A 19,783-nucleotide genomic window follows, 5' to 3' on the forward strand; every position below is an offset into this window, starting at 1 on the left:
GGATCAGGCCATCACGTTGATGCCGGCGTCGATGTAGGCGACGTTTCCGGTGACGCGGCGGGCGGCATCGCTGACGTAGTAGAGCGCCATCGCGCCCACGTCCTCGATGGTGACGACCTGGCGTTCCGGCGCGCGGGCGCGGGCCTCGTCGAGCAGCGCGTCGAAGTGGGCGATACCGGACGCGGCGCGGGTCATCAGCGGCCCCGGCGACAGGGCGTTGACGCGGATCCCCTGCGGCCCGAGCTCCGCCGCGAGGTAGCGCACGCACGACTCGAGCGCGGCCTTCACCGGCCCCATGACGTTGTAGTTGTCGACCACCTTCTCCGCCCCGTAGTAGCTGACGGTGAGGATGGACCCGCCGTCCGCCATCAGCGGCTCGGCGCGCTTCGCCATCCGGAGCAGCGAGTGGACGGAGATGTCCATCGCCTCGGCGAAGCCGTCGCGGGAGGTGTCGACCACGCGCCCGTGCAGGTCCTCCTTGCGGCAGTAGGCGATCGAGTGGAGCAGGAAGTCGAGCTTCCCCCACTTCGCGGCGATCGCCGCGAAGACGGCGTCGAGCTGGGCGTCGTCCGCGACGTCGAGCGGCAGGAAGAGGTCGGCGCCCAGAGCGGTCGCGACCGGCTCCACGAAGCGTCTGGCCTTCTCGTTGAGGTAGGTGACGGCGAGGTCGGCCCCCGCCTCGCGGAAGGCCGCCGCGCAGCCGGCCGCGATGGAGTGCTCGTTGGCGATGCCGACGACGAGACCCTTGCGCCCGGCGAGCGGTGTCAGTGAGAGCGCCATGGATCCCCCTACCGCATCAGGACGTAGGTGCCGGGCGCGTCGCACACCGGCGCGAGACCGGCGGCGGGCGCGCCCATGGACGGCGGAGCGACCGGCTCGCCGGAATGGACGGTGAGGAACTCGGAGAGCTCGGGCCACCAGGAGCCTTCCTTCACCGGAGTCTCGGCCACGAACTTGTCCGGGTCGATGTAGTGGCCCGTCTCGGTCTTGGTGCGGATGCGGTAATGCCGGTGCTTGTGGCCGGGCTCGGAGACGATGCCGGCATTGTGGCCGCCGCTCGTCAGCACGAAGGTCACGTCCGTGTCGGCGAGAAGGTTGATCTTGTAGGCCGAATGCCAGGGCGCGACGTGGTCGTGCTCGGTCCCGACCGCGAAGATCGGCACGCGGATGTCGCCGACGGCAACCGGCCGGCCGAACACCATGTAGCGCCCCTTCGCGAGGTCGTTGTCGAGGAAGAGGTGGCGCAGGTACTCCCGGTGCATCCGGTAGGGCATCCGCGTCGCGTCGGCGTTCCAGGCCATCAGGTCGATCATCGGCGCGCGCTCGCCGAGCATGTACTCGCGCACGACCTTCGACCAGATGAGGTCGTTCGACCGCAGGATCTGGAAGGCGCCGGCCATCTGCGTGCTGTCGAGGTAGCCCGACTCCCACATCATGTCCTCGAGGAAGCAGAGCTGGCTCTCGTTGATGAAGAGCGTCAGCTCGCCGGCCTCGGTGAAGTCGGTCTGCGCGGCGAACATCACGACACTCGCGAGGCGGTCGTCGTTGTCGCGCGCCATGGCGGCCGCGGTGATGGAGAGGAGCGTTCCGCCGAGGCAGTAGCCGACCGCGTGGACCTTCCGTTCCGGCACGATCTTTCCGATCGCGTCGAGCGCGGCGAGCGGGCCCATGGTGACGTAGTCGTCCATCCCGAGGTCCCGGTCCTCGGCGCCCGGGTTGCGCCAGGAGATGGCGAACACCGTGTGCCCCTGCCCGACCAGGTACCGGATCAGCGAGTTATGCGGCGACAGGTCCAGGATGTAGTACTTCATGATCCAGGCCGGGATGATGAGGATCGGCTCCGGCGTCACCGTCTCGGTGGTCGGGGAATACTGGATCAGTTCGATGAGGTGGTTGCGGAACACCACCTTGCCCGGCGTGACGGCGACGTCCTCGCCGACCTTGAAGTCCTCGGTGCCGGGAGGCGGACGATGCGCGGCGGTGCGGTGCGCGTCCTCGAGGAAGTTCTGGAACCCGCGCACGAGGTTCATGCCGCCTTCGTTGAAGGTCCGGCGCACCACCTCGGGGTTGGTGAGGAGCATGTTCGAGGGCGCGAAGGCGTCGAGGATCTGCCGGGCGCAGAACTCGGCCATCCGCTCGTGCTGATGGGTGACGCCGTGGACGCCGGTGGTGGCGTCCTGCCACCAGTCCTGCACCGTCAGGAAGCTTTGCTCCAGCATGTTGTAGGGCCACTGGCGCCATGACGCCTCGGCGAAGCGGTAGTCCTGCGGCAGCGGGGCGACGGGCCGCTCGGCCTTCTCGCCTTCCATCAGCGCGCGGCCGGCATAGTCGGCGAGCGCGGTCGCCTTCCTGCCCGCCTCGGTCATCAGCTCGAGCTGCTTGCCGGGCGAGAACGACACGTGCGCCGCCCAGTCGAGATAGGCGCCGGCGAGCGCGGCGGGAGAGAGCCCCATCGTCAGGTGCGCCGCCGAGGCGTGCAGCGAGCGGTCGATCATGTCGAACACGGTCGGCCGGTCCGGCGACGCCGTCGGCGGGGTCTCGGGCGAGTGCCGCGGGGGCGTGCCCGCCGCATCGGGCGAGTGCGGCGCGACAGGGTGATCGACTGGCTCCGGCGAGACGAGCGAGAGGGTGGATCGGGCCGTTTGGGACATGGCGCACTCCGGGCTTCCCAGGACCTCGATCCCTGCACCCGCTCGGCAGCCGCAGACCTTGACCGAGGTCAATTCGCAGAACCGTCACAGAGGCAATAGTGCAGGGTTCCGTGGCCTTTTAACGAAATCGCATATCAGGACCGCGCTGGGATCATAGAAAAATCGCGCAGTTCCGTCCGTGCGGCAACCTCACGGGACGAGGACGGCCGCTCCGTCGAGCTCGCCCTGCCGCAGGTCGTCCAGGGCCGCGTTCGCCGACGCGAGCGGGTACGTCCTGGTGTGGACGCTGACCGGCGCGCGGGCGACGCGGGCGAAGAACTCGTGCCCGTCCTCGCGGGTGAGGTTCGCGACCGACAGGATCTCCCGCTCGCCCCACAGGTCGGCGTACGGGAACCCCGGGATGTCGCTCATGTGAATTCCCGCGCAGACGACGCGCCCTCCTTTGCGCACCCGCTTCAACGACTCCGGGACGAGCGCGCCGACGGGAGCGAAGAGGATCGCGGCGTCGAGCTCGGCCGGTGGCGCCTCGTTCGAAGCCCCCGCCCAGACCGCGCCGAGCGACCGGGCGAACTCCTGTGAGCGCGTGTCGCCGGGCCGGGTGAAGGCGTATACCTCGCGCCCGTCACCGGCGGCGACCTGGGCGAGGATGTGCGCCGCGGCGCCGAAGCCGTAGAGCCCGAGACGCCGGCCCTCCCCCGCCATCCGGTACGACCGGTAGCCGATGAGGCCCGCGCACAGGAGCGGCGTGCCGCTGATGTCGTCGAGGCTTTCGGGGAGATGCAGGCAGAAGGCCGCGTCGGCGGTGAGGTGGGTGGCGAAGCCGCCGTCCCGGGAGCAGCCGGTGAACGTCGGCGTGTCGCACAGGTTCTCCCGCTGCATCGCGCAGTAGGGGCAATGACCGCAGGCCGAACCGAGCCACGGCACGCCAACCTTCTCGCCGACGGACCATCCGTCGACGCCCTCGCCCAGCGCGAGGACGCGGCCAATGACCTCGTGGCCCGGCACCACCGGATAGCGCGTCTGCGTGAGGTCGCCGTCGGCCACGTGAAGGTCCGTGCGGCAGACGCCGCAGGCGCTGACCTCGATGAGGATCTCGCCGCGCCCCGGCTCCGGGACCGCGCGCGTCTTCTCCACCAGCGGCTCGCCCGGCGCGCGCACGACCATCGCCCGCATCATCGCTCCGCCCCCGGTCCGGGGGTCATGGGGCGCAGCGGCGGCAGTCCGGGGAAAGTGGCGGTGGGACCGTCCATGGATCCTGTCCTCTCGTTGGCCCGCCGCGTGCCGAGGCGCCCGGCGGGCCGATCGTGCGATGACGTCGGGGCTCGCCGCCCCGCGGCACCCGCCATGGAAGCCGTCAGTGCGCCATCAGCAGCGGCCGGTCGGTGATCTCCATCAGGTCGCGCGTCACGCCGCCGAGGATGATCTCGGTCAGCCGCGAGTGGCCGTAGGCGCCGGAGACGATCAGGTCGGCGTCGATCCCCTCGGCGTGGTGAACGATCGCCTGCGCCACCGTACGGTTGTCGCGCGGGATGGAATCCACGGTCACCGGCAGGCCATGGCGGGCGAGCGCGGTTGCGAGGTCCGTTCCGGGCTCCTCCCCGTGACCGCCGGCACCGACGCGCGGATCGACGGTGACGATGCGGACGTCCTCGGCCTTGGGGATCACGTCGATGGCGTCGTGAACCGCGCGGGAGGCTTCGGCGCCCGGCTGCCAGGCGATCGCGACGCGCGTTCCGATGCGGCTCAGTGACGCGCCCTCGGGGCACAGGATGAGCGGCCGGCCGCTCTCGAACAGCGTCGCGTCGACGAGGTCGTGCCAGTCGCGGTCGAGCTCGGAGCGGGCGAAGATCGAAATGTCGGCATAGCGCGCCTGACGGGCGAACTGGCGCCCCGCCTCGCCGGCGGGAACGACGGTGCCGCGCACCTCGAAGGAGACACCGGTCGCCGTGAGACGCTCGGTGACGAAGTTCATCGTCGCCTTCACCTCCTCACGGGCCTCGGCCAGATCGCTCGCGTAGACGTCCGGCGGGATGTCCGGCAGACCGGCGTAGGCGAGGGTCGGCTGGGCCCCGACCGTCAGCGCCACGAGATGGGCGTCGCGGGCCTGCGCGAACGCCGCGGCCTCGGTCAGGAGTTCCGCGCCGGCGGCGCTCTTCTCTGCGTGCACGAGGATTGATTTCACTGCTGCCATCGTAGCCTCCAGGGCGAGTTCATTTATTAGGTAGACCCGCCTTCAGACATTGGCTTTGATGTTCATCAACGCAGCAAGCGACTGTACGTTGTTTAAGTCCGGCGGCCGTGGCCGACATGTTCGGGACGCCGCGGCCTTAACGAACTCAACGGAGAGGCTGGTCCAAGGGACCCCGATACAGGAGTGAGCGATGAAGCCGACCAATCATATCCAGGCTCCGTTTCTGCCTGAACTTCCCGTGCTGTCCGTCGAACCGATCGAAGCGGCGACCAAGACCGCCTGCCAGATGACGAGCGACATCACGCGGGAAACGGCACGGTTCGTCAGCATCCGCCTGCAGCGCTACGCCGATTTCGAGCTGTCGCTGGCGCGCTCGAGCGGGTGGATGGAGCCGATGGAGTGCTTCATGGAGTTCAGCCGCCAGACGATGCTGGACTACACGCGCGAGATGGAGCGTATGCCCTACTTCTTCGGCCACATGTCCGAGGGCGCGCTTCTCGACATGGAAATCGAGTCCGCCGGTCCGAACGCACCCCTCGAGTAGTCGCGCAGCGCCATCGGCCGACGCGCGGATGGCACCATCACGGTCTGCGACGAATTTCCCTGATTGAACGAGCGGGACGGCACCCAGCCGTTTCGCGCGGGCGCGTGCGTGCCGGCGCGTTGACGAGACTCCCGGTCTTCGCCGCTCCCCTGCGTTCGCAGGGCCCGGGTATCGTCCCGGCGACGACCGGACCCGCAAAAACGGAAAGCTGGCAGAACCGCCCGGCATGGCGCCGCGGCGGCCGATGGGTGTGGCATCGACCGTTGCCGGACGCCCGAATCGGTCGGGTGCGACACCCGCGTACGAACTGAAGATGGGAAGGAAGCGACAATCGCGGCGGGCGATGACCCGCTGGCGCGAGCGCATGCATCGTGGCGCTCAGAGAGCCCGGATGCGCTTTGGAGATTGTCGGCTAAATCTTTGGAGAGTTTGGAGCGGGCGATGGGATTCGAACCCACGACCCCAACCTTGGCAAGGTTGTGCTCTACCCCTGAGCTACACCCGCATCCTGCGTCGGCGCCGCGTCAGCGCCTTGCGTGGCAGCCATATGGACGATTAGCCGGGAGAGCGCAAGCCCTGTTTGCAGAGCTTTTGCACAGGCTGTGGATTCTCTCCCGGCGCCGCCTACCCTTCGAGGCCCTCGGGACCGAAGCGGCGGCCCGACAGGTCGAGCGCGAACCGCTCGGGCAGCGTTGCGAAACTCGCCATCCCCGCCACCGCAGGCTTCGGCTCCGTAATGAGGAAGGTCGGAATCTCGCGCATGATGTCCGAATGCGGCGCCTTGGCCTCGAACGCGGCGCGGAAGCTGCTCGCCGCCAGCCGGTCGGCGAAGCGCGGCACGATTCCGCCGCCGAGGTAGACACCGCCCTTGGCGAGCGCGATCAGCGCCAGGTCGCCGGCCATGCGGCCGAGGTAGGTGAAGAACAGGTCGACCGCCTCCTCCGCCACCACGTCGCCCATGACGAGCGCCTCGTTGACGTCCGAGCCCTGGGTGCACCAGGGGTCCTTGCCGTCGGTGCGGGCGATCGCCCGATAGATCCGGGCAAGGCCGCGGCCCGACAGCAGGGTCTCGCCGGTGATCCGGCCGTGGAAGCGCTCCAGGTTGGGCCAGATGGCGAAGTCGCGGTCGCTCTCCGGACCGATGGAGATGTGCCCGCCCTCCCCGGCCAGCGGCGTGTAGCACTTGTCGCCGTAGACGAGCGCGGCGACGCCGAGGCCGGTGCCCGGGCCGATCACCACGCGCGGCGAGCGCGGCAGCGATTCGCCCCCGCCGACCTGCTGGATCTGGTCGTCCCGCAGGTACGGCAGCGACAGCGCCAGCGCCTCGAAGTCGTTGAAGGCGATGACGGTGTCGAGATTGAGCCGCTGGCAGAGGGCGATGGGGTGGACGTCCCATTCGGCGTTGGTCAGCTTGACGTGATCGCCGGTGATGGGGCCGGCGAGCGCAATCAGCAGCGAACGCGGCATGATCGACGTCGCGTCGAGGACGGTCGCCTCCGCCGCGGTGGCGAAATCCGGGAAGTCGGACGTGCGGATCGTCGGGAAGTCGCGCAGCGGGGCATGCGCCTCCGGCAGCACGGCCATCCGCGCGTTGGTACCGCCAATGTCGGCAATCAGGACCGGGAACGACAGGGGGCGGATATCGCCCGATCTTCTGCGGGGTATGTTCATGACCACATTTTGCGGCACGCGCTCGCTTCTTCAACGGTCTGGCGACGATTCCATTTGTGGAACCTTTAGGGTAGATGTGCGAAGTGGCGCCCTTCCTTCCAGTTAAGGACAGGGCATTTTTTGTTCGAGGACACATATTCTCGGGCGTCTCGAATGCCCCAGGAGCACGGCATGGGCGATCCAGTTAATCGCAAGACCCACATCCGCCTCACCTCCCACCCCGGCAACGGACGCGCCCTGCGCTTCCCGCTGCACTGGGGCGCGAAGGATCCGATGGAGCGCGGGCCGATCGTGGGAACGGTGACCGAGACAGCCGACCGCAACGTCATCGGCACGCACGGCGGATCCTATTCCCTCTATCGCGCGCTGGCCGTCACCTCGGGCGCGCTCAATCCCATTCGGCGGCCGGATCTCGCCAACACGTCGCCGGTCGTGCCGATCGGGCCGCACCCGCAGTGGCTCGACCCGGAGCGGATCGTCTCGCTCGACCCGTTCGGGCATATCGCCGCGGAGGCGTTCGCGCCGCTGATCGCGGAGGGCGTCGACATCCGCCCGACGATCGCGATCACCCGGGCGCACCTGTCGATGCACGAGCTGAACGAGGCGGTCGCCAAGGGGCGGCTTCCGATCGACGGCAAGATCATGAAGGAAGGCGGCGACGTCGCGGTCACCAAGGCGGCGATCGAGCCGGTGTGGTACCTCCCCGGCATCGCCGCGCGGTTCGGCGTCGAGGAGACGCGCCTGCGCCGCGTCCTGTTCGAGCAGACGGGCGGCATGTACCCCGAGCTCGTCACCCGGCCGGACCTGCTGGCCTTCCTGCCGCCGATCGGCTCGATCAGCGTCTACATCTTCGGCGAGGCGGCGGACCTTGCCAACCCGAAAGTGCGCCTCACCTGCCGCGTGCACGACGAGTGCAACGGGTCGGACGTCTTCGGCTCCGACATCTGCACCTGCCGGCCCTACCTCATCCACGGGATCGAGGAGTGCGTGGCCGAGGCGCAGCGCGGCGGCGTGGGCCTCGTCGTCTACAACCGCAAGGAGGGCCGCGCGCTCGGCGAGGTGACGAAGTTCCTCGTCTACAACGCCAGGAAGCGCCAGGAAGGCGGCGACACGGCGGCCGAGTACTTCGAGCGGACCGAATGCGTCGCCGGCGTCCAGGACGCCCGCTTCCAGGAGCTGATGCCGGACGTGCTGCACTGGCTGGGCATCAGGAAGATCCACCGCTTCATCTCCATGAGCAACATGAAGTACGATTCCATCGTCGGCTCGGGGATCGAGATCGGCGAGCGCGTGTCGATCCCGCCGGAGCTGATCCCGGCGGACGCCTCGGTGGAGATCGAGGCCAAGAAGGCGGCGGGCTACTATTCCGAGACCGGCGCGACATCGGACCTCGCGACGGTCAAGGGCCGCGGCATCGATGAGTGATGCGGTGACCGAATCGGCGGAGCTGGAGGCGGCGCGCTACCTCCTGTCCGCGACGGCCGTTCGCGAGCGTTCGGCGATGCTGTTCTCGCGGATCGAGAACGGGTCGTCGGAGCACTTCAGTTTCGACCCGGCCGCCATGCCGGCGATCGCGGACCGCGTCGCCGCGGTGACGCGCGAGCGCTACCCGGACCTCGCCGTGCCGCTCCATGCCCGCTTCCGGCATTTCGAGAGCCCCGGCCTCGACCGCTTCGCGAGCCTTGCCGCGGCGCGTGCGTGGTCGACGCCCGAGGAGGCCGCCCGGGCGATGGGCGACCTCGCCATCGTGTCGGTCCTGCTGGACGCCGGTGCCGGTCCCGCCTGGCGCTACCGCGAGGCGGCGACGGGCGAGGTCGCGGGCCGCTCGGAGGGTCTGGCGCTCGCCTCGTTCGCGATGTTCGCCGCCGGTTCGTTCTCGGCCGTCCCGGCCGATCCGCTGCGCGCCGACGCCGCCGCGCTGGAGCTCGTCAGCGCGGAGGAGTTCGCCTCCGGCTTCCAGATCACCCCGGACAACCCGCTCGAGGGGGCGGAGGGCCGGCGCGAGCTGCTCGCCCGGCTCGCCGAGGCGACGCGCGCCGCGCCCGACCTCTTCGCCACCGAGGACGACCCGCGCCCGGGCGGCCTCATCGACGCCCTCGCCGCCGAGGCGGAGGACGGCGAGCTGCCGGCGAGCGCGATCCTCGACATGGTGCTCGAGGGCCTCGCCCCGATCTGGCCGAGCCGGCTGGAGCTCGGCGGCATCGCCCTCGGCGACGCCTGGCGCCACCCGGCGCTCGGCGACGGTACTCCCGGCTCGGACATCGTGCCGTTCCACAAGCTCTCGACCTGGCTGTCGCTGTCGCTGATCGAACCGCTGGTGATCCGCGGCGTCGACGTCGTCGACCTCGATGCACTGCCCGGTCTTGCCGAGTACCGCAACGGCGGCCTCTTCGTGGACGGCGGCGCGCTCCGGCTTCGCGAGCCGCAGACCGCGCCGCTTCCCGTCGATCACCCGCTGATCGTCGAGTGGCGGGCTGCGACCGTGACGCTCCTCGACCGCCTCGCCCCGATGGTGCGCGAGCGGCTCGACGCGACGCCCGAGGCGCTGCCGCTGGCCGCGATCCTGGAGGGCGGCACCTGGGCGACCGGCCGCCTCCTCGCGGCCGAGGCGCGCCCCGACAGGACCCCGCCGATCGCCATCGTCAGCGACGGGACGGTCTTTTAGTCCGTCCCGGCAGCCTACGCCCGGAACAGGCGGGCGCGGCCGATTGCCATGCCGTGCCCGCTATGGTCGGATTTCCCGCGCTCTGATTTCGAGCGCCCCGCCCGTCGCGGTGCCCCCTGGAGACCTCTCGCGAATGCCCACTACCCACCCCAACGTGACCGTCATCGACCACCCGCTGGTGCAGCACAAGCTGACGATCATGCGCCGCAGGGAGACCTCGACGGCGAGCTTCCGCCAGCTCCTGCGGGAGATTGCGATGCTGCTGTGCTACGAGGCGACGCGGGACCTGGAGCTCGAGCTCGTCGACATCGAGACCCCGATCCAGGCGATGCAGGCGCCGATGCTGACGGGCAAGAAGCTGGTGTTCGCGTCCATCCTGCGCGCCGGCGAGGGGCTGCTCGACGGCATGCTGGACCTCGTCCCGGCCGCCCGCGTCGCCCACGTCGGCCTTTACCGCGACCCCAACACGCTCGCGGCGGTGGAGTACTACTTCAAGGCGCCGGACGACATGGGCAACCGCCGCGTCATCGTGCTCGACCCGATGCTCGCGACCGCCAACAGCGCCATCGCCGCCATCGACCGCCTCAAGGAGGCCGGCGCGACGGACATGAAGTTCGTCTGCCTGCTGGCCTCGCCCGAGGGGGTGGAGAACCTCTCCGGCCACCACCCCGACGTGCCCATCGTGTCCGCCGCGGTGGACGAATGCCTCAACGATCACGGCTACATCGTCCCCGGCCTCGGCGATGCCGGCGACCGGATGTTCGGCACCAAGTAGGCCGCCGCCCGGCGGCATGGGCCGGGCGCCGCGTCAAGCCCGGCCATTGTCGGTGCCGTGGCGGCCGTACCGATCCGTCGCCCGACAGTTGTGCGCGGTCACGTGTGCATCCATGCTTGGGCGATGGACTCCAAGGACACATCGCATCAGTTCACGCTGCGTCAGCTCCAGATCTTCTGGGCGGTCGCGCAGTCGCGGTCGCTGACGCGTGCGGCCAAGCAGCTCGACGTGCGCCAGCCGTCGATCTCGCAGCAGCTCTCCCGCATGGAGCACATGATCGGCGGCAAGCTGATCCGTTACGTCAACAACGAGCTGCGCCTCACCCCGGCGGGCGAGTTCCTCCTCGCCGAGGCGGGCGGCATCCTGGAGGCGGTGGACCGCGCCAGCGCCGGACTCGGCGAATATTTCGAGGGGGTGCGCAGCCAGCTCACCGTCGGCGCGCTGCCCTCCCTCGCCCGCAACCTCGTGGCGCCGGCCTTCGCGCGGATGAGGCGGGACCACCCGGGCTATCTCCTCGACCTCGCCGAAGTGACGCCCCGGGAGGCGCGCGAGCAGCTCAACGGCCGCCTGTTCGATGCGGCGGTGATGTCCGACTATTCGGAGGGGACCGGGCAGGGCCTGCGCACCGTGCCCATCATCGGCGACCGCCAGCTCCTCGCCGTGCCGCGCGACCTGCCGGACCTGACGGATGTCACCTCGCTGGCGCAGGGCCTCTCGGAGGACGCGCGCGCCACCATGAGCCGCACCGCACGCTATGCCTTCGGCAGCGAGCATACCGCGCGCGTCACCGCCTGGTACGACCGCCTCCTGCCGGGCTCTGAGGCGACGCTGCGCTGCCGCACCTTCGAGAGCGCGCTTGCCTTCGTCGAGGAGGGCCAGGGCGTCGCCATCGTGCCGGAACTTTCGGTGCGCCAGGGGGCCCGCCTCCTGTTCGACGTGACGCTCTACGACCTTGGTCTACCGGTGCGGCAAACGGTTTTGCTAACCCCCTTCCAGACCGCCCGCCTGCCGAGCATCGCGGCGCTGGAAGCGGCGCTGAAGGACGCCGCGTCGGGACTGGAAGCCCTGGAAACCCGGCCCATTCCGGCCTTCGTGCGCAATTGCGGCCTCTCGTCGGCGGATCATTCAGGGTCGAAACTATATGCAGCGCCTACGGGACCGTGACGCAGCGAGCGCCGCCGCATAGGCGCGCCCTATGGACGCTATCACTTGCGAGGCGCGGTGCCGGACGAGAGATTAACCTGGACCTGGTCGAACGACCGGCGTCGACAACTAGGGAGATGCACCATGAAGAAGATCTGGACCAAACCCGCCATCCAGCAGAAGCCGGCCGGCATGGAAGTAACGGCCTACGTCAACCCGACGTTCTGAGTTCCTGCCGCCGCGCCCGGCCGCGTCCATGACGGGCGTCTACCGGGAGCGGCGGCCCCGCTACGCCCTGCCGCGGCACGCCGTCGAGGCTGATTTGCGATGACGCCACTCTCCGCCAGCGACATTCTCGTGCGCCCCACGTGGGCCCGGCTGAAGCATTGCGAGATCCGCGGCCAATGGGTCCTCCTCGTGCCCGAGCAGGTCCTCTACCCCTGCCCCACGACGGTCGAGGTACTGGAACGGCTCGCCGCGCCGACCCGCTACGGCGCCGTCATCGACGCGCTCGCTGACGAATACGACGCGCCCGTCGACGTCATCGAGGCGGATCTTTCGCCGCTCGTCATGGGGCTCGTGGAGCAAGGCTATGTCCGACGCGTCGACGCTTGAGCGTCCGGCCGGCCCCGCCGCGGCCGACACGCCGATCCTCCTCGGCCTCCTCGCCGAGGTCACACACAAGTGCCCGCTGCAGTGCCCCTACTGCTCCAACCCCGTTGCCCTCGAGGCGCCGTCGGGGGAGCTGACGCCGTCCGAATGGGGCCGCGTCTTCCGGCAGGCGGCGGCGCTCGGCGCCCTCCAGCTCCACCTCTCCGGCGGCGAGCCGCTGGTCCGTCGGGACATCGTCGACATCGTGCGCGAGGCGCGCGCGGCGGACCTTTACGTCAATCTCATCACCGCCGCCGTCACCCTGACGCCGGAGAAGGCCGACGCGCTGGTCGCGGCCGGCGTCGACCACGTGCAGGTCTCGCTGCAGGACGCCACCGCCGAGGGCTGCGGGCGCATCACCAACATGAAGGGCGCGTACGAGAAGAAGCGCGCCGCCTGCCGCCTCGTCACCGAGCGCGGGCTGCCGCTGACGCTCAACGCCGTCGTCCACCGGCACAACCTCGACAATGTGGAGCTGATGATCGACCTCGCGGTCGAGCTCGGCGCGCACCGTCTGGAGGTCGCCAATACCCAGTACTACGGCTGGGCCCTCGCCAACCGCGCCGCGCTGATGCCGCGGCCGGACCAGGTGGAGCACGCCGGCAAGGTGGTGGAGGCCGCCCGCGAGCGGCTGCGCGGCACGCTCGCCATCGACTACGTCGCCCCTGACTACTACGCGCGCTATCCCAAGCCGTGCATGAGCGGCTGGGGACGGGAGTTCCTCGCCGTCTCGCCGTCCGGGGACGTGCTGCCGTGTCACGCCGCCGCCAGCATCCCCGATCTCACGTTCGACAACGTCCGCGACGTCCCGCTCGCCGAGATCTGGCGCGCCTCGCCCGCATTCCAGCGCTTCCGCGGGACGGACTGGATGCGCGACCCCTGTCGCTCCTGCGCGCGGCGGGAGGAGGACTTCGGCGGCTGCCGCTGTCAGGCGATGATGGTGACGGGGGACGCGGCCAATACCGACCCGGTGTGCGTCCTCTCCCCCCACCGCGCTGCGCTCGACGCCGCGCTGGAGGCGGCCGTCAGCGCTCCGGACACACTGTTCCGCTGGCGCCGCTACGAGCGCGGCTGACACCGGCCGCCCTCGCCGCCGGCTGCCCGCGCGGCACCGCCCGCCCGGACGGCGCGCTCTCCGCCGCGCACAGGGTCTCGGCCGTTGATATGAGGCAACCATTTTATTCGCGTGCGACCGAATTCGGACGGGCTGGCCCCTAATACCTTTGTCTCGCTCCCCGACAGCTGAGCCGGGCTTTAGGGTCGGAACGCTAATACTTCGTGCGTCGCCGAGACTGCATTGCAGGCGCGCGTCTTACTGGCATGACCGCACAATAAATACCATTTGGGAGGACGTTCGCTCATGGCTGTGTCGATCCATCCATCCGTCGATCACGGGGTCCAGCCGGGCAGCCCGGGTTTTTCGGGCGGCAAGCTTTACTGCAAGTGCCCGACCGACAAGGTCGAAGTCACGCTGACCTCGAACACCGCGCACAACCACGTCTGCGGCTGCACGAAGTGCTGGAAGCCTGCGGGCGCGAACTTCTCGATGGTCGCCGTCGTCCCGCGCGATCACCTCTCCGTCACCGCGCATCCCGAGAAGCTGAAGCCGGTCGACTCGAGCGCCGCCATCGTCCGCCACGCCTGCACCGGCTGCGGCACCCACATGTACGGCCGGATCGAGAACACCAACCACCCGTTCTACGGCCTCGACTTCGTCCACACCGAGCTGTCCGACTCCGGCGGCTGGTCGCCGCCTGAGTTCGCCGCCTTCGTCTCGTCGATCATCGAGTCCGGCTTCCCGCCGTCGCGGATGGACGAGATCCGCTCGCGGCTGACCGAGCTGTCGCTGACGCCGTACGACTGCCTGTCACCGCCGCTGATGGACGCCATCGCGACCCACGTGGCCAAACAGAACGGCAAGCTCGCGGCCTAGCCGCGCCGGGCGCGGCACGAAGGGGTCCGTCGCGCGGGCTCCTGGGCTCCAAGGCGCTGGTACGCGCCACCGTGCCCCCGCCGCCAGGGCGCATCGGACGACGGCCAGAACGACGAACGGCCGCCGGCGTGGGCCAATGCCCGCGCCCGGCGGCCGTTTTCGCGCCGGCTGTCGCCAACCGGCCTTTTCCTCACAGACCGTCCCGCGTGCCGCGGGGCGTGTCGGGCCAAGGCGCGGCAAACACCGCACCCGGCCAGCGCCCCGGCACGTCGTGGCGCCCTCTCCCGTCGCGCCGGCCGGGCCGAACATCGGCGGGGCGAGGCGCGATGGCCGGGCGGCGAGCGTGGCTCCCGGCGGACGACCGCCGGGCGGGCCCGGCTAGCCTCCCCGGATCGCCCGTCCGCCCGCGATCAGCAGGCAGGACCCGATCACCGCCGTGATCAGATACGCGAAGACACCCTGACCGAAGCCGGTGTCCAGAGCCGCCAGAATCGCATTCAGGATCACCGCGCCGGCGATACCCAGCACGATGTTCATGACGATGCCCATGTCGCTGCGCATGAATTTCTCGGCCAGCCAGCCCGCGATACCGCCGATCACGATGGCCGTGATCATCCCGACGCCGTTCACATCCATTTTCGTCCTCCTCCATCATGCCGGGACGCTCGCATTGCACCCGATGCCCGGCCGGCGTAGTTCAACGGACAAACAGCTCAGAGGTTGCACAAGACCCATGAAGACGATCGTGATGACGGGAGCGGCCGGCGGCGTCGCGACCATGCTCCGCCCGCTGCTGCGCAACCGCTACACGCTCGTCCTCTCCGACCGCAGCGCCGAACCCGCCGATCTGGCAGACGGCGAGCGCTGGGTCACCGCCGACCTCACCGACCGCCCCTCCCTCGACGCGCTGATGACGGGCGCCGACGGGCTCATCCACCTCGGCGGCCAATCGGTCGAGGCGGACTGGGAGACGGTGAACGCAGCCAACATCCAAGGCTACCACAACATCCTGGACGCGGCACGCGCGGCGGGGACGGGCCGCGTGATCTTCGCCTCCTCCAACCATGCCTGCGGCTTCTACCCGCGCACCCGGCGCATCGGTATCGACGAGGCGGTGCGGCCGGACGGGCTCTACGGGGTCTCCAAGGCCTTCGGCGAGGCGCTCGGCTCGCTCTACGCGGACAAGTTCGGCATGCGCATCATGTCGATCCGCATCGGCAACATCGCCGAGCGGCCGGCCGACCACCGCCGCCTCTCCATCTGGATGCACCCGGAGGACCTCGCCGCGCTGATCACCATCGGGCTCGAGCATCCGGACATTCACCACGCCATCGTCTACGGTGCCTCGCACAACGAGCGCGCCTGGTGGGACAACGCCACCGCCGCCGCGCTCGGCTACGTCCCCCGGCACAGCGCGGAGGACCACGCGGCGTTCGCCCTCGCCGAGCAGGCCAAGATCGGCCCGAACGCGGTGGGCGACCTGTTCCAGGGCGGCACCTTCTGCGCCGACGGCTTCGACGGCGACCTCGACCGCACTCTCAAGGCCCGCTTGCCCCGCCCGTAAGCGACGCCATTTCCCCGGGCGCAACGTGATACCGAGATGACCTTCGACGCGCTCCTCCCCGACCCCGCGACGCTCGCGGTCTTCATCCCCGCCGCGGCGCTCGTCGCGTCGACGCCCGGGGCCAACAACCTCCTGTCGCTCAGCTACGGCATGCGCTCCGGCTTCGGCCCGACCGTCGTCAGCCTGTGCGGGCGGATGACGGCCTTCGCGGTCCTCATCGTCCTCGTCGCGGTGGGCCTCGGCGCCGTCGTCGCCGCGTCCGAGACGGCGTTCACGGTCATCAAGTGGTTCGGCGTCGCCTATCTCGTCTGGGTCGGCATCTCCATGTGGCGCGCACCGGTCAGCGACGACGGCCTCCCCGTCCCCAGCGGCACGCCTCTGACGCTGGCGCGGCGGGCGTTCTGGGTGGCGATGAGCAATCCGAAGTCGATGCTGATCTTCACCGCCTTCATCCCGCAGTTCCTCTCCCCGGCAGGCTTCACGGCAGCCGAGTTCATCGTGCTGAGCGCGCTCTACCTGGTGGTGGAGTTCCTCTTCGCGTGCGGCTACGCGGGCGCCGGCGCCTCGCTGCGGCGGCTGAAGCTCACCGCCTCGCGCCTGCGCTGGGCCAACCGCATCACCGGCGGCACCATGATCGGCGCCGCCGGCCTCCTCGCTGCAGCGCAACGGTAACGACCATGACGATCGAACGATTCGGAGAGTATCGCGGCACCCCCGTCCTGCGCACGGTGCTGCGCTCGGAGACGATCAGCCTCGCGCTGCTCTCCTACGGCGGCGTGGTGCAGAGCTGGGAGGTGAACGGACCGCGCGGCCCCATGCAGGCGACGCTCGGCTTCGACACGTTCGCCCCCTACCCCGAATGGAGCCGCTCCTTCGGCATCATCGCCGGCCGCCTCGCCAACCGCGTCCACGAGGGCCGCCTCCGCCTCGACGGCGAGACCTACCAGCTCGACCGGAACGAGGGCCGCAACCACCTGCACGGCGGCTCGGAGGGCCTCGGCCGGCAGCTCTGGTCGCTCGAGTCGGACGGCCGCGCCGCCCGCCTCGCCCTGACGAGCCCGGACGGCGCGATGGGCTATCCCGGCACCGTCCACTTCACGGTCGATGTCACCGTCGACGGGCCCACCGTCACCTTCAACATGACCGGCGTGCCGGACCGGCCGACGCCGATCGCCCTCGCGCAGCACTCCTACTACGCGCTCGGCGGCCCGGTCGCCGACCACGTCCTCCACATCGCCGCGCACGAGATGACGGTGACGGACGCGGCGAACATCCCGACCGGCGAGATCATGCCGGTGGCCGGCACCGAGTTCGACTTCATGACCCCCCGGGCCATCGGCGAGATGGAGCTCGACGACAACTTCTGCCTCGCCGAACGTGCCCCCGCTGCAACGCTCGAGGGCCGCGACATGACGCTGGTCCTGTCCACCGACCGGCCGGGCCTCCAGGTCTACAACGCCTTCGACATGCCGGAGATTCCCGTCCCGGGTCTCGGCGGTGCGCTGTACGGGCCGCTTTCGGCGATCGCGCTGGAGGCGCAGGACTGGCCGGACGCCGTGAACCACGAGCACTTCCCCGGCGTCATCGCGACGCCCGAGTTCCCGTACCGGCAGACGACGTCGATCACGATCGTCCCCCGCTAAAGGCCCCGATCCCGTTTAATATTGAAGACGCATGGCAATTCACCTTGCCTTGTCACGCTCTGGCGTGTCCGCTACCTCCACGAGGGAACAGACCTAGAAACACTAATACATCTGCCGCGCGCCGCCCGCGGGCCCGGCAGTCAAAAGGGTCAATATGGACACGTTCAGCAATCTCATCGGGGGCGAGTGGACCGAGGGTCCCGGCATTACCGAGAACATCAATCCGTCCAACACCAACGACGTGATCGGCCGCTACGCGCAGGGAGACGCGGCGCAGGCCAACGCAGCGATCGCCGCCGCGAAGGCGGCCGCGCCGTCGTGGGCGCGCACCAACGTCATGGTGCGCCACAACATCCTGAAGGCGGCCGCGGCGGAGATCTTCGCCCGGGCCAAGGAGCTCGGCGACCTGCTGGCGCGCGAGGAAGGCAAGACGCTCGCGGAAGGGATCGGCGAGGCCGGCCGCGCGGGCCAGATCTTCGACTTCTTCGCCGGCGAGTGCCTTCGTCTCGCGGGCGAGAAGGTGCCGTCGATCCGTCCCGGCGTCGAGATCGAGATCACCCGCGAGCCGATGGGCGTCGTCGGCATGATCACGCCGTGGAACTTCCCCATCGCGATCCCCGCCTGGAAGATCGCGCCGGCGCTCTGCTACGGCAACACCATCGTCATCAAGCCGGCGGAGCTGGTACCGGGCTGCGCCTGGGCGCTCGCCGACATCCTGAAGCGCGCGGGCCTGCCGGACGGTGTCCTCAACCTCGTCATGGGCAAGGGCTCGGTGGTCGGCGAGGCGATCCTCTCCTCCCCCGACGTCGACGCGGTGACGTTCACCGGCTCGGTGGCGACGGGCAAGCACGTCGCGATGAAGTGCGCCGAGCACATGCGCAAGGTGCAGCTCGAGATGGGCGGCAAGAACCCGCTCGTCATCCTCGACGACGCCGATCTCGACATCGCGGTCGACTGCGCCGTCAACGGGGCGTTCTTCTCCACCGGCCAGCGCTGCACCGCCTCCTCGCGCCTCATCGTGACGGAGGGGATCCACGACAGGTTCGTCGAGGCCACCATCGCGAAGCTGCAGTCCCTCTCGGTGGACGACGCGCGCAAGGACGGCACGCACATCGGCCCCGTCGTCGACGCCAAGCAGCTCGACACGGACATGAACTACATCGAGATCGGCCGGGGCGAGGACGGCGCCAGGCTCGCCTGGGGCGGCGAGCGGCTGAACCGCGCGACGCCGGGCTTCTACCTGCAGCCGGCCCTCTTCACCGAGACCAGCAACGACATGCGCATCAACCGCGAGGAGATCTTCGGTCCCGTCGCCACGGTGCTGCGCGTGAAGGACTACGACGAGGCCCTCGCGGTCGCCAACGACACCAGGTTCGGCCTGTCGTCCGGCATCTGCACGACGAGCCTCAAGTACGCCTCGCACTTCAAGCGCAACGCCGAGGCGGGCATGGTCATGGTGAACCTGCCGACCGCAGGTGTGGACCCGCACGTGCCGTTCGGCGGGCGCAAGGGGTCGTCCTATGGCCCGCGTGAGCAGGGCCGCTATGCTGCCGAATTCTACACCACCGTCAAAACGGCTTACCAACTCGCATGACCGACGCTGAACGCCTCGCCGCCGCCTTCGTCTCCGGAGGCCCCCTCACCGAGCTCGCCGAGCCGCCCGCCGACGTGGCGGCGGCCTACGAGATCCAGGACGCGATGCGCGCCCGCCTCGGCCAGCCCATCGCCGGCTGGAAGCTCGCGCAGACGGTCCCGCCCGCGCAGGCCGCCTCCGGGCTGACCGAGCCGACCGTCTCGCCGCTCCTGGAAGGGATGATCTTCCCCGACGGCACCGTCTTCGGGGGCGATCGCTTCCTCTCGCCGGAGGCGGAGGCCGAAGTCGTTCTGGAGCTCGCCTCGACGATCTCCAAGCCCGTCAGCGCCGACGAGGTGCGCGCCGCCTGCGCCGGCTACCGCCTCGCCATCGAGATGGCCGACAGCCGCTACGCCGACAAGCCGTCCATGGGCGCCAAGGCGGTGATCGCGGACATGAACTCGTCCAACGCGCTGGTGATCGGCGAGCTGCGGCCGATCGCGGAGGTCCCGACCGTCGCGACCGGCCCGCTGACGCTCCAGCTCGGCGACGGCACGATGCTGGACCCGCTCCCGGCCGACTGGCGGCCGAACCCGTTCGAGGTGGTGGCCTTCCTGTCCCAATTCGCGACCGCGCGCGGTCACGTCCTGGAGGCGGGCGCCATCATCACCACCGGCACCCACACCAAGCCGACCCGCACCGGGCCGGGCACCATCACCGCGACCTTCGAGGGATTCGGCAGCGTGTCCTGTCAGGTCCCGGCCCTGCGCAACCGCTAG

At 69.7% G+C, this 19,783-nt stretch carries 20 protein-coding genes and 1 tRNA gene; 14 read left to right on the plus strand and 7 right to left on the minus strand.

What is annotated here, in order from left to right; genetic code table 11:
- Positions 1-3: 3 nt before the first annotated feature.
- From fabI to DLJ53_RS19880, 4 genes are all read right to left on the minus strand, one after another.
- Positions 4-780 carry an enoyl-ACP reductase FabI gene (gene fabI / locus DLJ53_RS19865; protein ID WP_111348444.1) on the minus strand — a complete coding sequence of 259 codons (777 nt, stop codon included), beginning with the start codon at positions 778-780 and terminating at the stop codon, positions 4-6.
- Positions 781-788: 8 nt separating this feature from the next.
- Positions 789-2,651 (minus strand): PHA/PHB synthase family protein, encoded by a 1,863-nt coding sequence (locus DLJ53_RS19870; RefSeq protein ID WP_111348446.1) that lies wholly within the window; start codon positions 2,649-2,651, stop codon positions 789-791.
- Between the two features lie 189 nt (positions 2,652-2,840).
- A complete protein-coding gene (locus DLJ53_RS19875) occupies positions 2,841-3,824 on the minus strand; it encodes a zinc-dependent alcohol dehydrogenase family protein (RefSeq protein WP_111349093.1) in 984 nt (327 codons plus the stop codon).
- A 181-nt stretch (positions 3,825-4,005) separates the two neighbouring features.
- The gene (locus DLJ53_RS19880; protein WP_111348448.1) at positions 4,006-4,842 is read right to left on the minus strand and encodes a universal stress protein; all 837 of its coding nucleotides are present in this window, start codon (positions 4,840-4,842) and stop codon (positions 4,006-4,008) included.
- Positions 4,843-5,032: 190 nt separating this feature from the next.
- On the opposite strand from DLJ53_RS19880, the gene DLJ53_RS19885 reads away from it, so the two are divergent.
- Complete coding sequence (locus tag DLJ53_RS19885) at positions 5,033-5,386, plus strand: hypothetical protein (RefSeq protein WP_111348449.1); 354 nt, start codon at positions 5,033-5,035, stop codon at positions 5,384-5,386.
- 430 nt (positions 5,387-5,816) lie between these two features.
- Here the strand turns inward: DLJ53_RS19885 and DLJ53_RS19890 are convergent.
- Positions 5,817-5,891, minus strand: a tRNA-Gly gene (locus DLJ53_RS19890).
- 119 nt (positions 5,892-6,010) lie between these two features.
- A complete protein-coding gene (gene glk / locus DLJ53_RS19895; RefSeq protein ID WP_111348451.1) occupies positions 6,011-7,057 on the minus strand; it encodes a glucokinase in 1,047 nt (348 codons plus the stop codon).
- Between the two features lie 171 nt (positions 7,058-7,228).
- Between glk and DLJ53_RS19900 the strand changes: the two genes are divergently transcribed.
- The 8 genes from DLJ53_RS19900 to gfa all read left to right on the plus strand — a co-directional run bounded on the left by DLJ53_RS19900 (position 7,229) and on the right by gfa (position 14,224).
- Positions 7,229-8,482 carry a GTP cyclohydrolase II gene (locus DLJ53_RS19900; protein ID WP_111348453.1) on the plus strand — a complete coding sequence of 418 codons (1,254 nt, stop codon included), beginning with the start codon at positions 7,229-7,231 and terminating at the stop codon, positions 8,480-8,482.
- 4 nt (positions 8,483-8,486) lie between these two features.
- A complete protein-coding gene (locus DLJ53_RS19905) occupies positions 8,487-9,722 on the plus strand; it encodes a URC4/urg3 family protein (protein ID WP_111348455.1) in 1,236 nt (411 codons plus the stop codon).
- A gap of 133 nt (positions 9,723-9,855) precedes the next feature.
- A complete protein-coding gene (gene upp / locus DLJ53_RS19910; protein ID WP_111348457.1) occupies positions 9,856-10,497 on the plus strand; it encodes a uracil phosphoribosyltransferase in 642 nt (213 codons plus the stop codon).
- A 123-nt stretch (positions 10,498-10,620) separates the two neighbouring features.
- Complete coding sequence (locus tag DLJ53_RS19915; protein ID WP_111348459.1) at positions 10,621-11,661, plus strand: LysR family transcriptional regulator; 1,041 nt, start codon at positions 10,621-10,623, stop codon at positions 11,659-11,661.
- Positions 11,662-11,784: 123 nt separating this feature from the next.
- Entirely contained in the window at positions 11,785-11,868 is an 84-nt protein-coding gene (gene pqqA / locus DLJ53_RS36695; protein WP_111348461.1) for a pyrroloquinoline quinone precursor peptide PqqA, read from the plus strand.
- Between the two features lie 99 nt (positions 11,869-11,967).
- Positions 11,968-12,255 (plus strand): PqqD family peptide modification chaperone, encoded by a 288-nt coding sequence (locus tag DLJ53_RS19925; protein ID WP_111348463.1) that lies wholly within the window; start codon positions 11,968-11,970, stop codon positions 12,253-12,255.
- Positions 12,233-13,366: a pyrroloquinoline quinone biosynthesis protein PqqE gene (pqqE, locus tag DLJ53_RS19930; protein WP_111348465.1), complete on the plus strand. Its 1,134-nt coding sequence runs from the start codon at positions 12,233-12,235 to the stop codon at positions 13,364-13,366. Before DLJ53_RS19925 ends, pqqE begins: the two co-directional genes overlap by 23 nt.
- A gap of 285 nt (positions 13,367-13,651) precedes the next feature.
- The gene (gene gfa / locus DLJ53_RS19935) at positions 13,652-14,224 is read left to right on the plus strand and encodes an S-(hydroxymethyl)glutathione synthase (RefSeq protein WP_111348467.1); all 573 of its coding nucleotides are present in this window, start codon (positions 13,652-13,654) and stop codon (positions 14,222-14,224) included.
- A 378-nt stretch (positions 14,225-14,602) separates the two neighbouring features.
- Here gfa and DLJ53_RS19940 read toward each other — a convergent pair whose 3' ends face one another.
- Entirely contained in the window at positions 14,603-14,860 is a 258-nt protein-coding gene (locus tag DLJ53_RS19940; protein WP_111348469.1) for a GlsB/YeaQ/YmgE family stress response membrane protein, read from the minus strand.
- 97 nt (positions 14,861-14,957) lie between these two features.
- Between DLJ53_RS19940 and DLJ53_RS19945 the strand changes: the two genes are divergently transcribed.
- The 5 genes from DLJ53_RS19945 to DLJ53_RS19965 all read left to right on the plus strand — a co-directional run bounded on the left by DLJ53_RS19945 (position 14,958) and on the right by DLJ53_RS19965 (position 19,783).
- A complete protein-coding gene (locus DLJ53_RS19945) occupies positions 14,958-15,788 on the plus strand; it encodes an NAD-dependent epimerase/dehydratase family protein (protein ID WP_111348471.1) in 831 nt (276 codons plus the stop codon).
- Between the two features lie 36 nt (positions 15,789-15,824).
- On the plus strand, positions 15,825-16,460 hold the full coding sequence (locus DLJ53_RS19950; RefSeq protein WP_111348473.1) for a LysE family translocator: 636 nt from the start codon (positions 15,825-15,827) through the stop codon (positions 16,458-16,460).
- Between the two features lie 5 nt (positions 16,461-16,465).
- Positions 16,466-17,431, plus strand: coding sequence for an aldose epimerase family protein (locus DLJ53_RS19955; RefSeq protein WP_111348475.1), 966 nt, complete (start codon positions 16,466-16,468; stop codon positions 17,429-17,431).
- A 154-nt stretch (positions 17,432-17,585) separates the two neighbouring features.
- Complete coding sequence (locus DLJ53_RS19960; RefSeq protein WP_111348477.1) at positions 17,586-19,025, plus strand: aldehyde dehydrogenase family protein; 1,440 nt, start codon at positions 17,586-17,588, stop codon at positions 19,023-19,025.
- Positions 19,022-19,783, plus strand: coding sequence for a 2-keto-4-pentenoate hydratase (locus tag DLJ53_RS19965; RefSeq protein ID WP_111348478.1), 762 nt, complete (start codon positions 19,022-19,024; stop codon positions 19,781-19,783). The genes DLJ53_RS19960 and DLJ53_RS19965 overlap by 4 nt, the downstream gene beginning before the upstream one ends.

The organism is Acuticoccus sediminis, from assembly GCF_003258595.1.
GTDB lineage: Bacteria > Pseudomonadota > Alphaproteobacteria > Rhizobiales > Amorphaceae > Acuticoccus > Acuticoccus sediminis.

Coding starts and splice junctions, on each gene's coding strand:
- DLJ53_RS19915 (WP_111348459.1), top strand. CDS start 10,621: ATGGACTCCAAGGACACATCGCATCAGTTCACGCTGCGTCAGCTCCAG.
- glk (WP_111348451.1), bottom strand. CDS start 7,057: ATGAACATACCCCGCAGAAGATCGGGCGATATCCGCCCCCTGTCGTTC.
- upp (WP_111348457.1), top strand. CDS start 9,856: ATGCCCACTACCCACCCCAACGTGACCGTCATCGACCACCCGCTGGTG.
- DLJ53_RS19900 (WP_111348453.1), top strand. CDS start 7,229: ATGGGCGATCCAGTTAATCGCAAGACCCACATCCGCCTCACCTCCCAC.
- DLJ53_RS19940 (WP_111348469.1), bottom strand. CDS start 14,860: ATGGATGTGAACGGCGTCGGGATGATCACGGCCATCGTGATCGGCGGT.
- pqqE (WP_111348465.1), top strand. CDS start 12,233: ATGTCCGACGCGTCGACGCTTGAGCGTCCGGCCGGCCCCGCCGCGGCC.
- DLJ53_RS19965 (WP_111348478.1), top strand. CDS start 19,022: ATGACCGACGCTGAACGCCTCGCCGCCGCCTTCGTCTCCGGAGGCCCC.
- DLJ53_RS19870 (WP_111348446.1), bottom strand. CDS start 2,651: ATGTCCCAAACGGCCCGATCCACCCTCTCGCTCGTCTCGCCGGAGCCA.
- gfa (WP_111348467.1), top strand. CDS start 13,652: ATGGCTGTGTCGATCCATCCATCCGTCGATCACGGGGTCCAGCCGGGC.
- DLJ53_RS19875 (WP_111349093.1), bottom strand. CDS start 3,824: ATGCGGGCGATGGTCGTGCGCGCGCCGGGCGAGCCGCTGGTGGAGAAG.
- DLJ53_RS19885 (WP_111348449.1), top strand. CDS start 5,033: ATGAAGCCGACCAATCATATCCAGGCTCCGTTTCTGCCTGAACTTCCC.
- DLJ53_RS19955 (WP_111348475.1), top strand. CDS start 16,466: ATGACGATCGAACGATTCGGAGAGTATCGCGGCACCCCCGTCCTGCGC.
- DLJ53_RS19880 (WP_111348448.1), bottom strand. CDS start 4,842: ATGGCAGCAGTGAAATCAATCCTCGTGCACGCAGAGAAGAGCGCCGCC.
- DLJ53_RS19945 (WP_111348471.1), top strand. CDS start 14,958: ATGAAGACGATCGTGATGACGGGAGCGGCCGGCGGCGTCGCGACCATG.
- pqqA (WP_111348461.1), top strand. CDS start 11,785: ATGAAGAAGATCTGGACCAAACCCGCCATCCAGCAGAAGCCGGCCGGC.
- DLJ53_RS19960 (WP_111348477.1), top strand. CDS start 17,586: ATGGACACGTTCAGCAATCTCATCGGGGGCGAGTGGACCGAGGGTCCC.
- DLJ53_RS19950 (WP_111348473.1), top strand. CDS start 15,825: ATGACCTTCGACGCGCTCCTCCCCGACCCCGCGACGCTCGCGGTCTTC.
- DLJ53_RS19925 (WP_111348463.1), top strand. CDS start 11,968: ATGACGCCACTCTCCGCCAGCGACATTCTCGTGCGCCCCACGTGGGCC.
- fabI (WP_111348444.1), bottom strand. CDS start 780: ATGGCGCTCTCACTGACACCGCTCGCCGGGCGCAAGGGTCTCGTCGTC.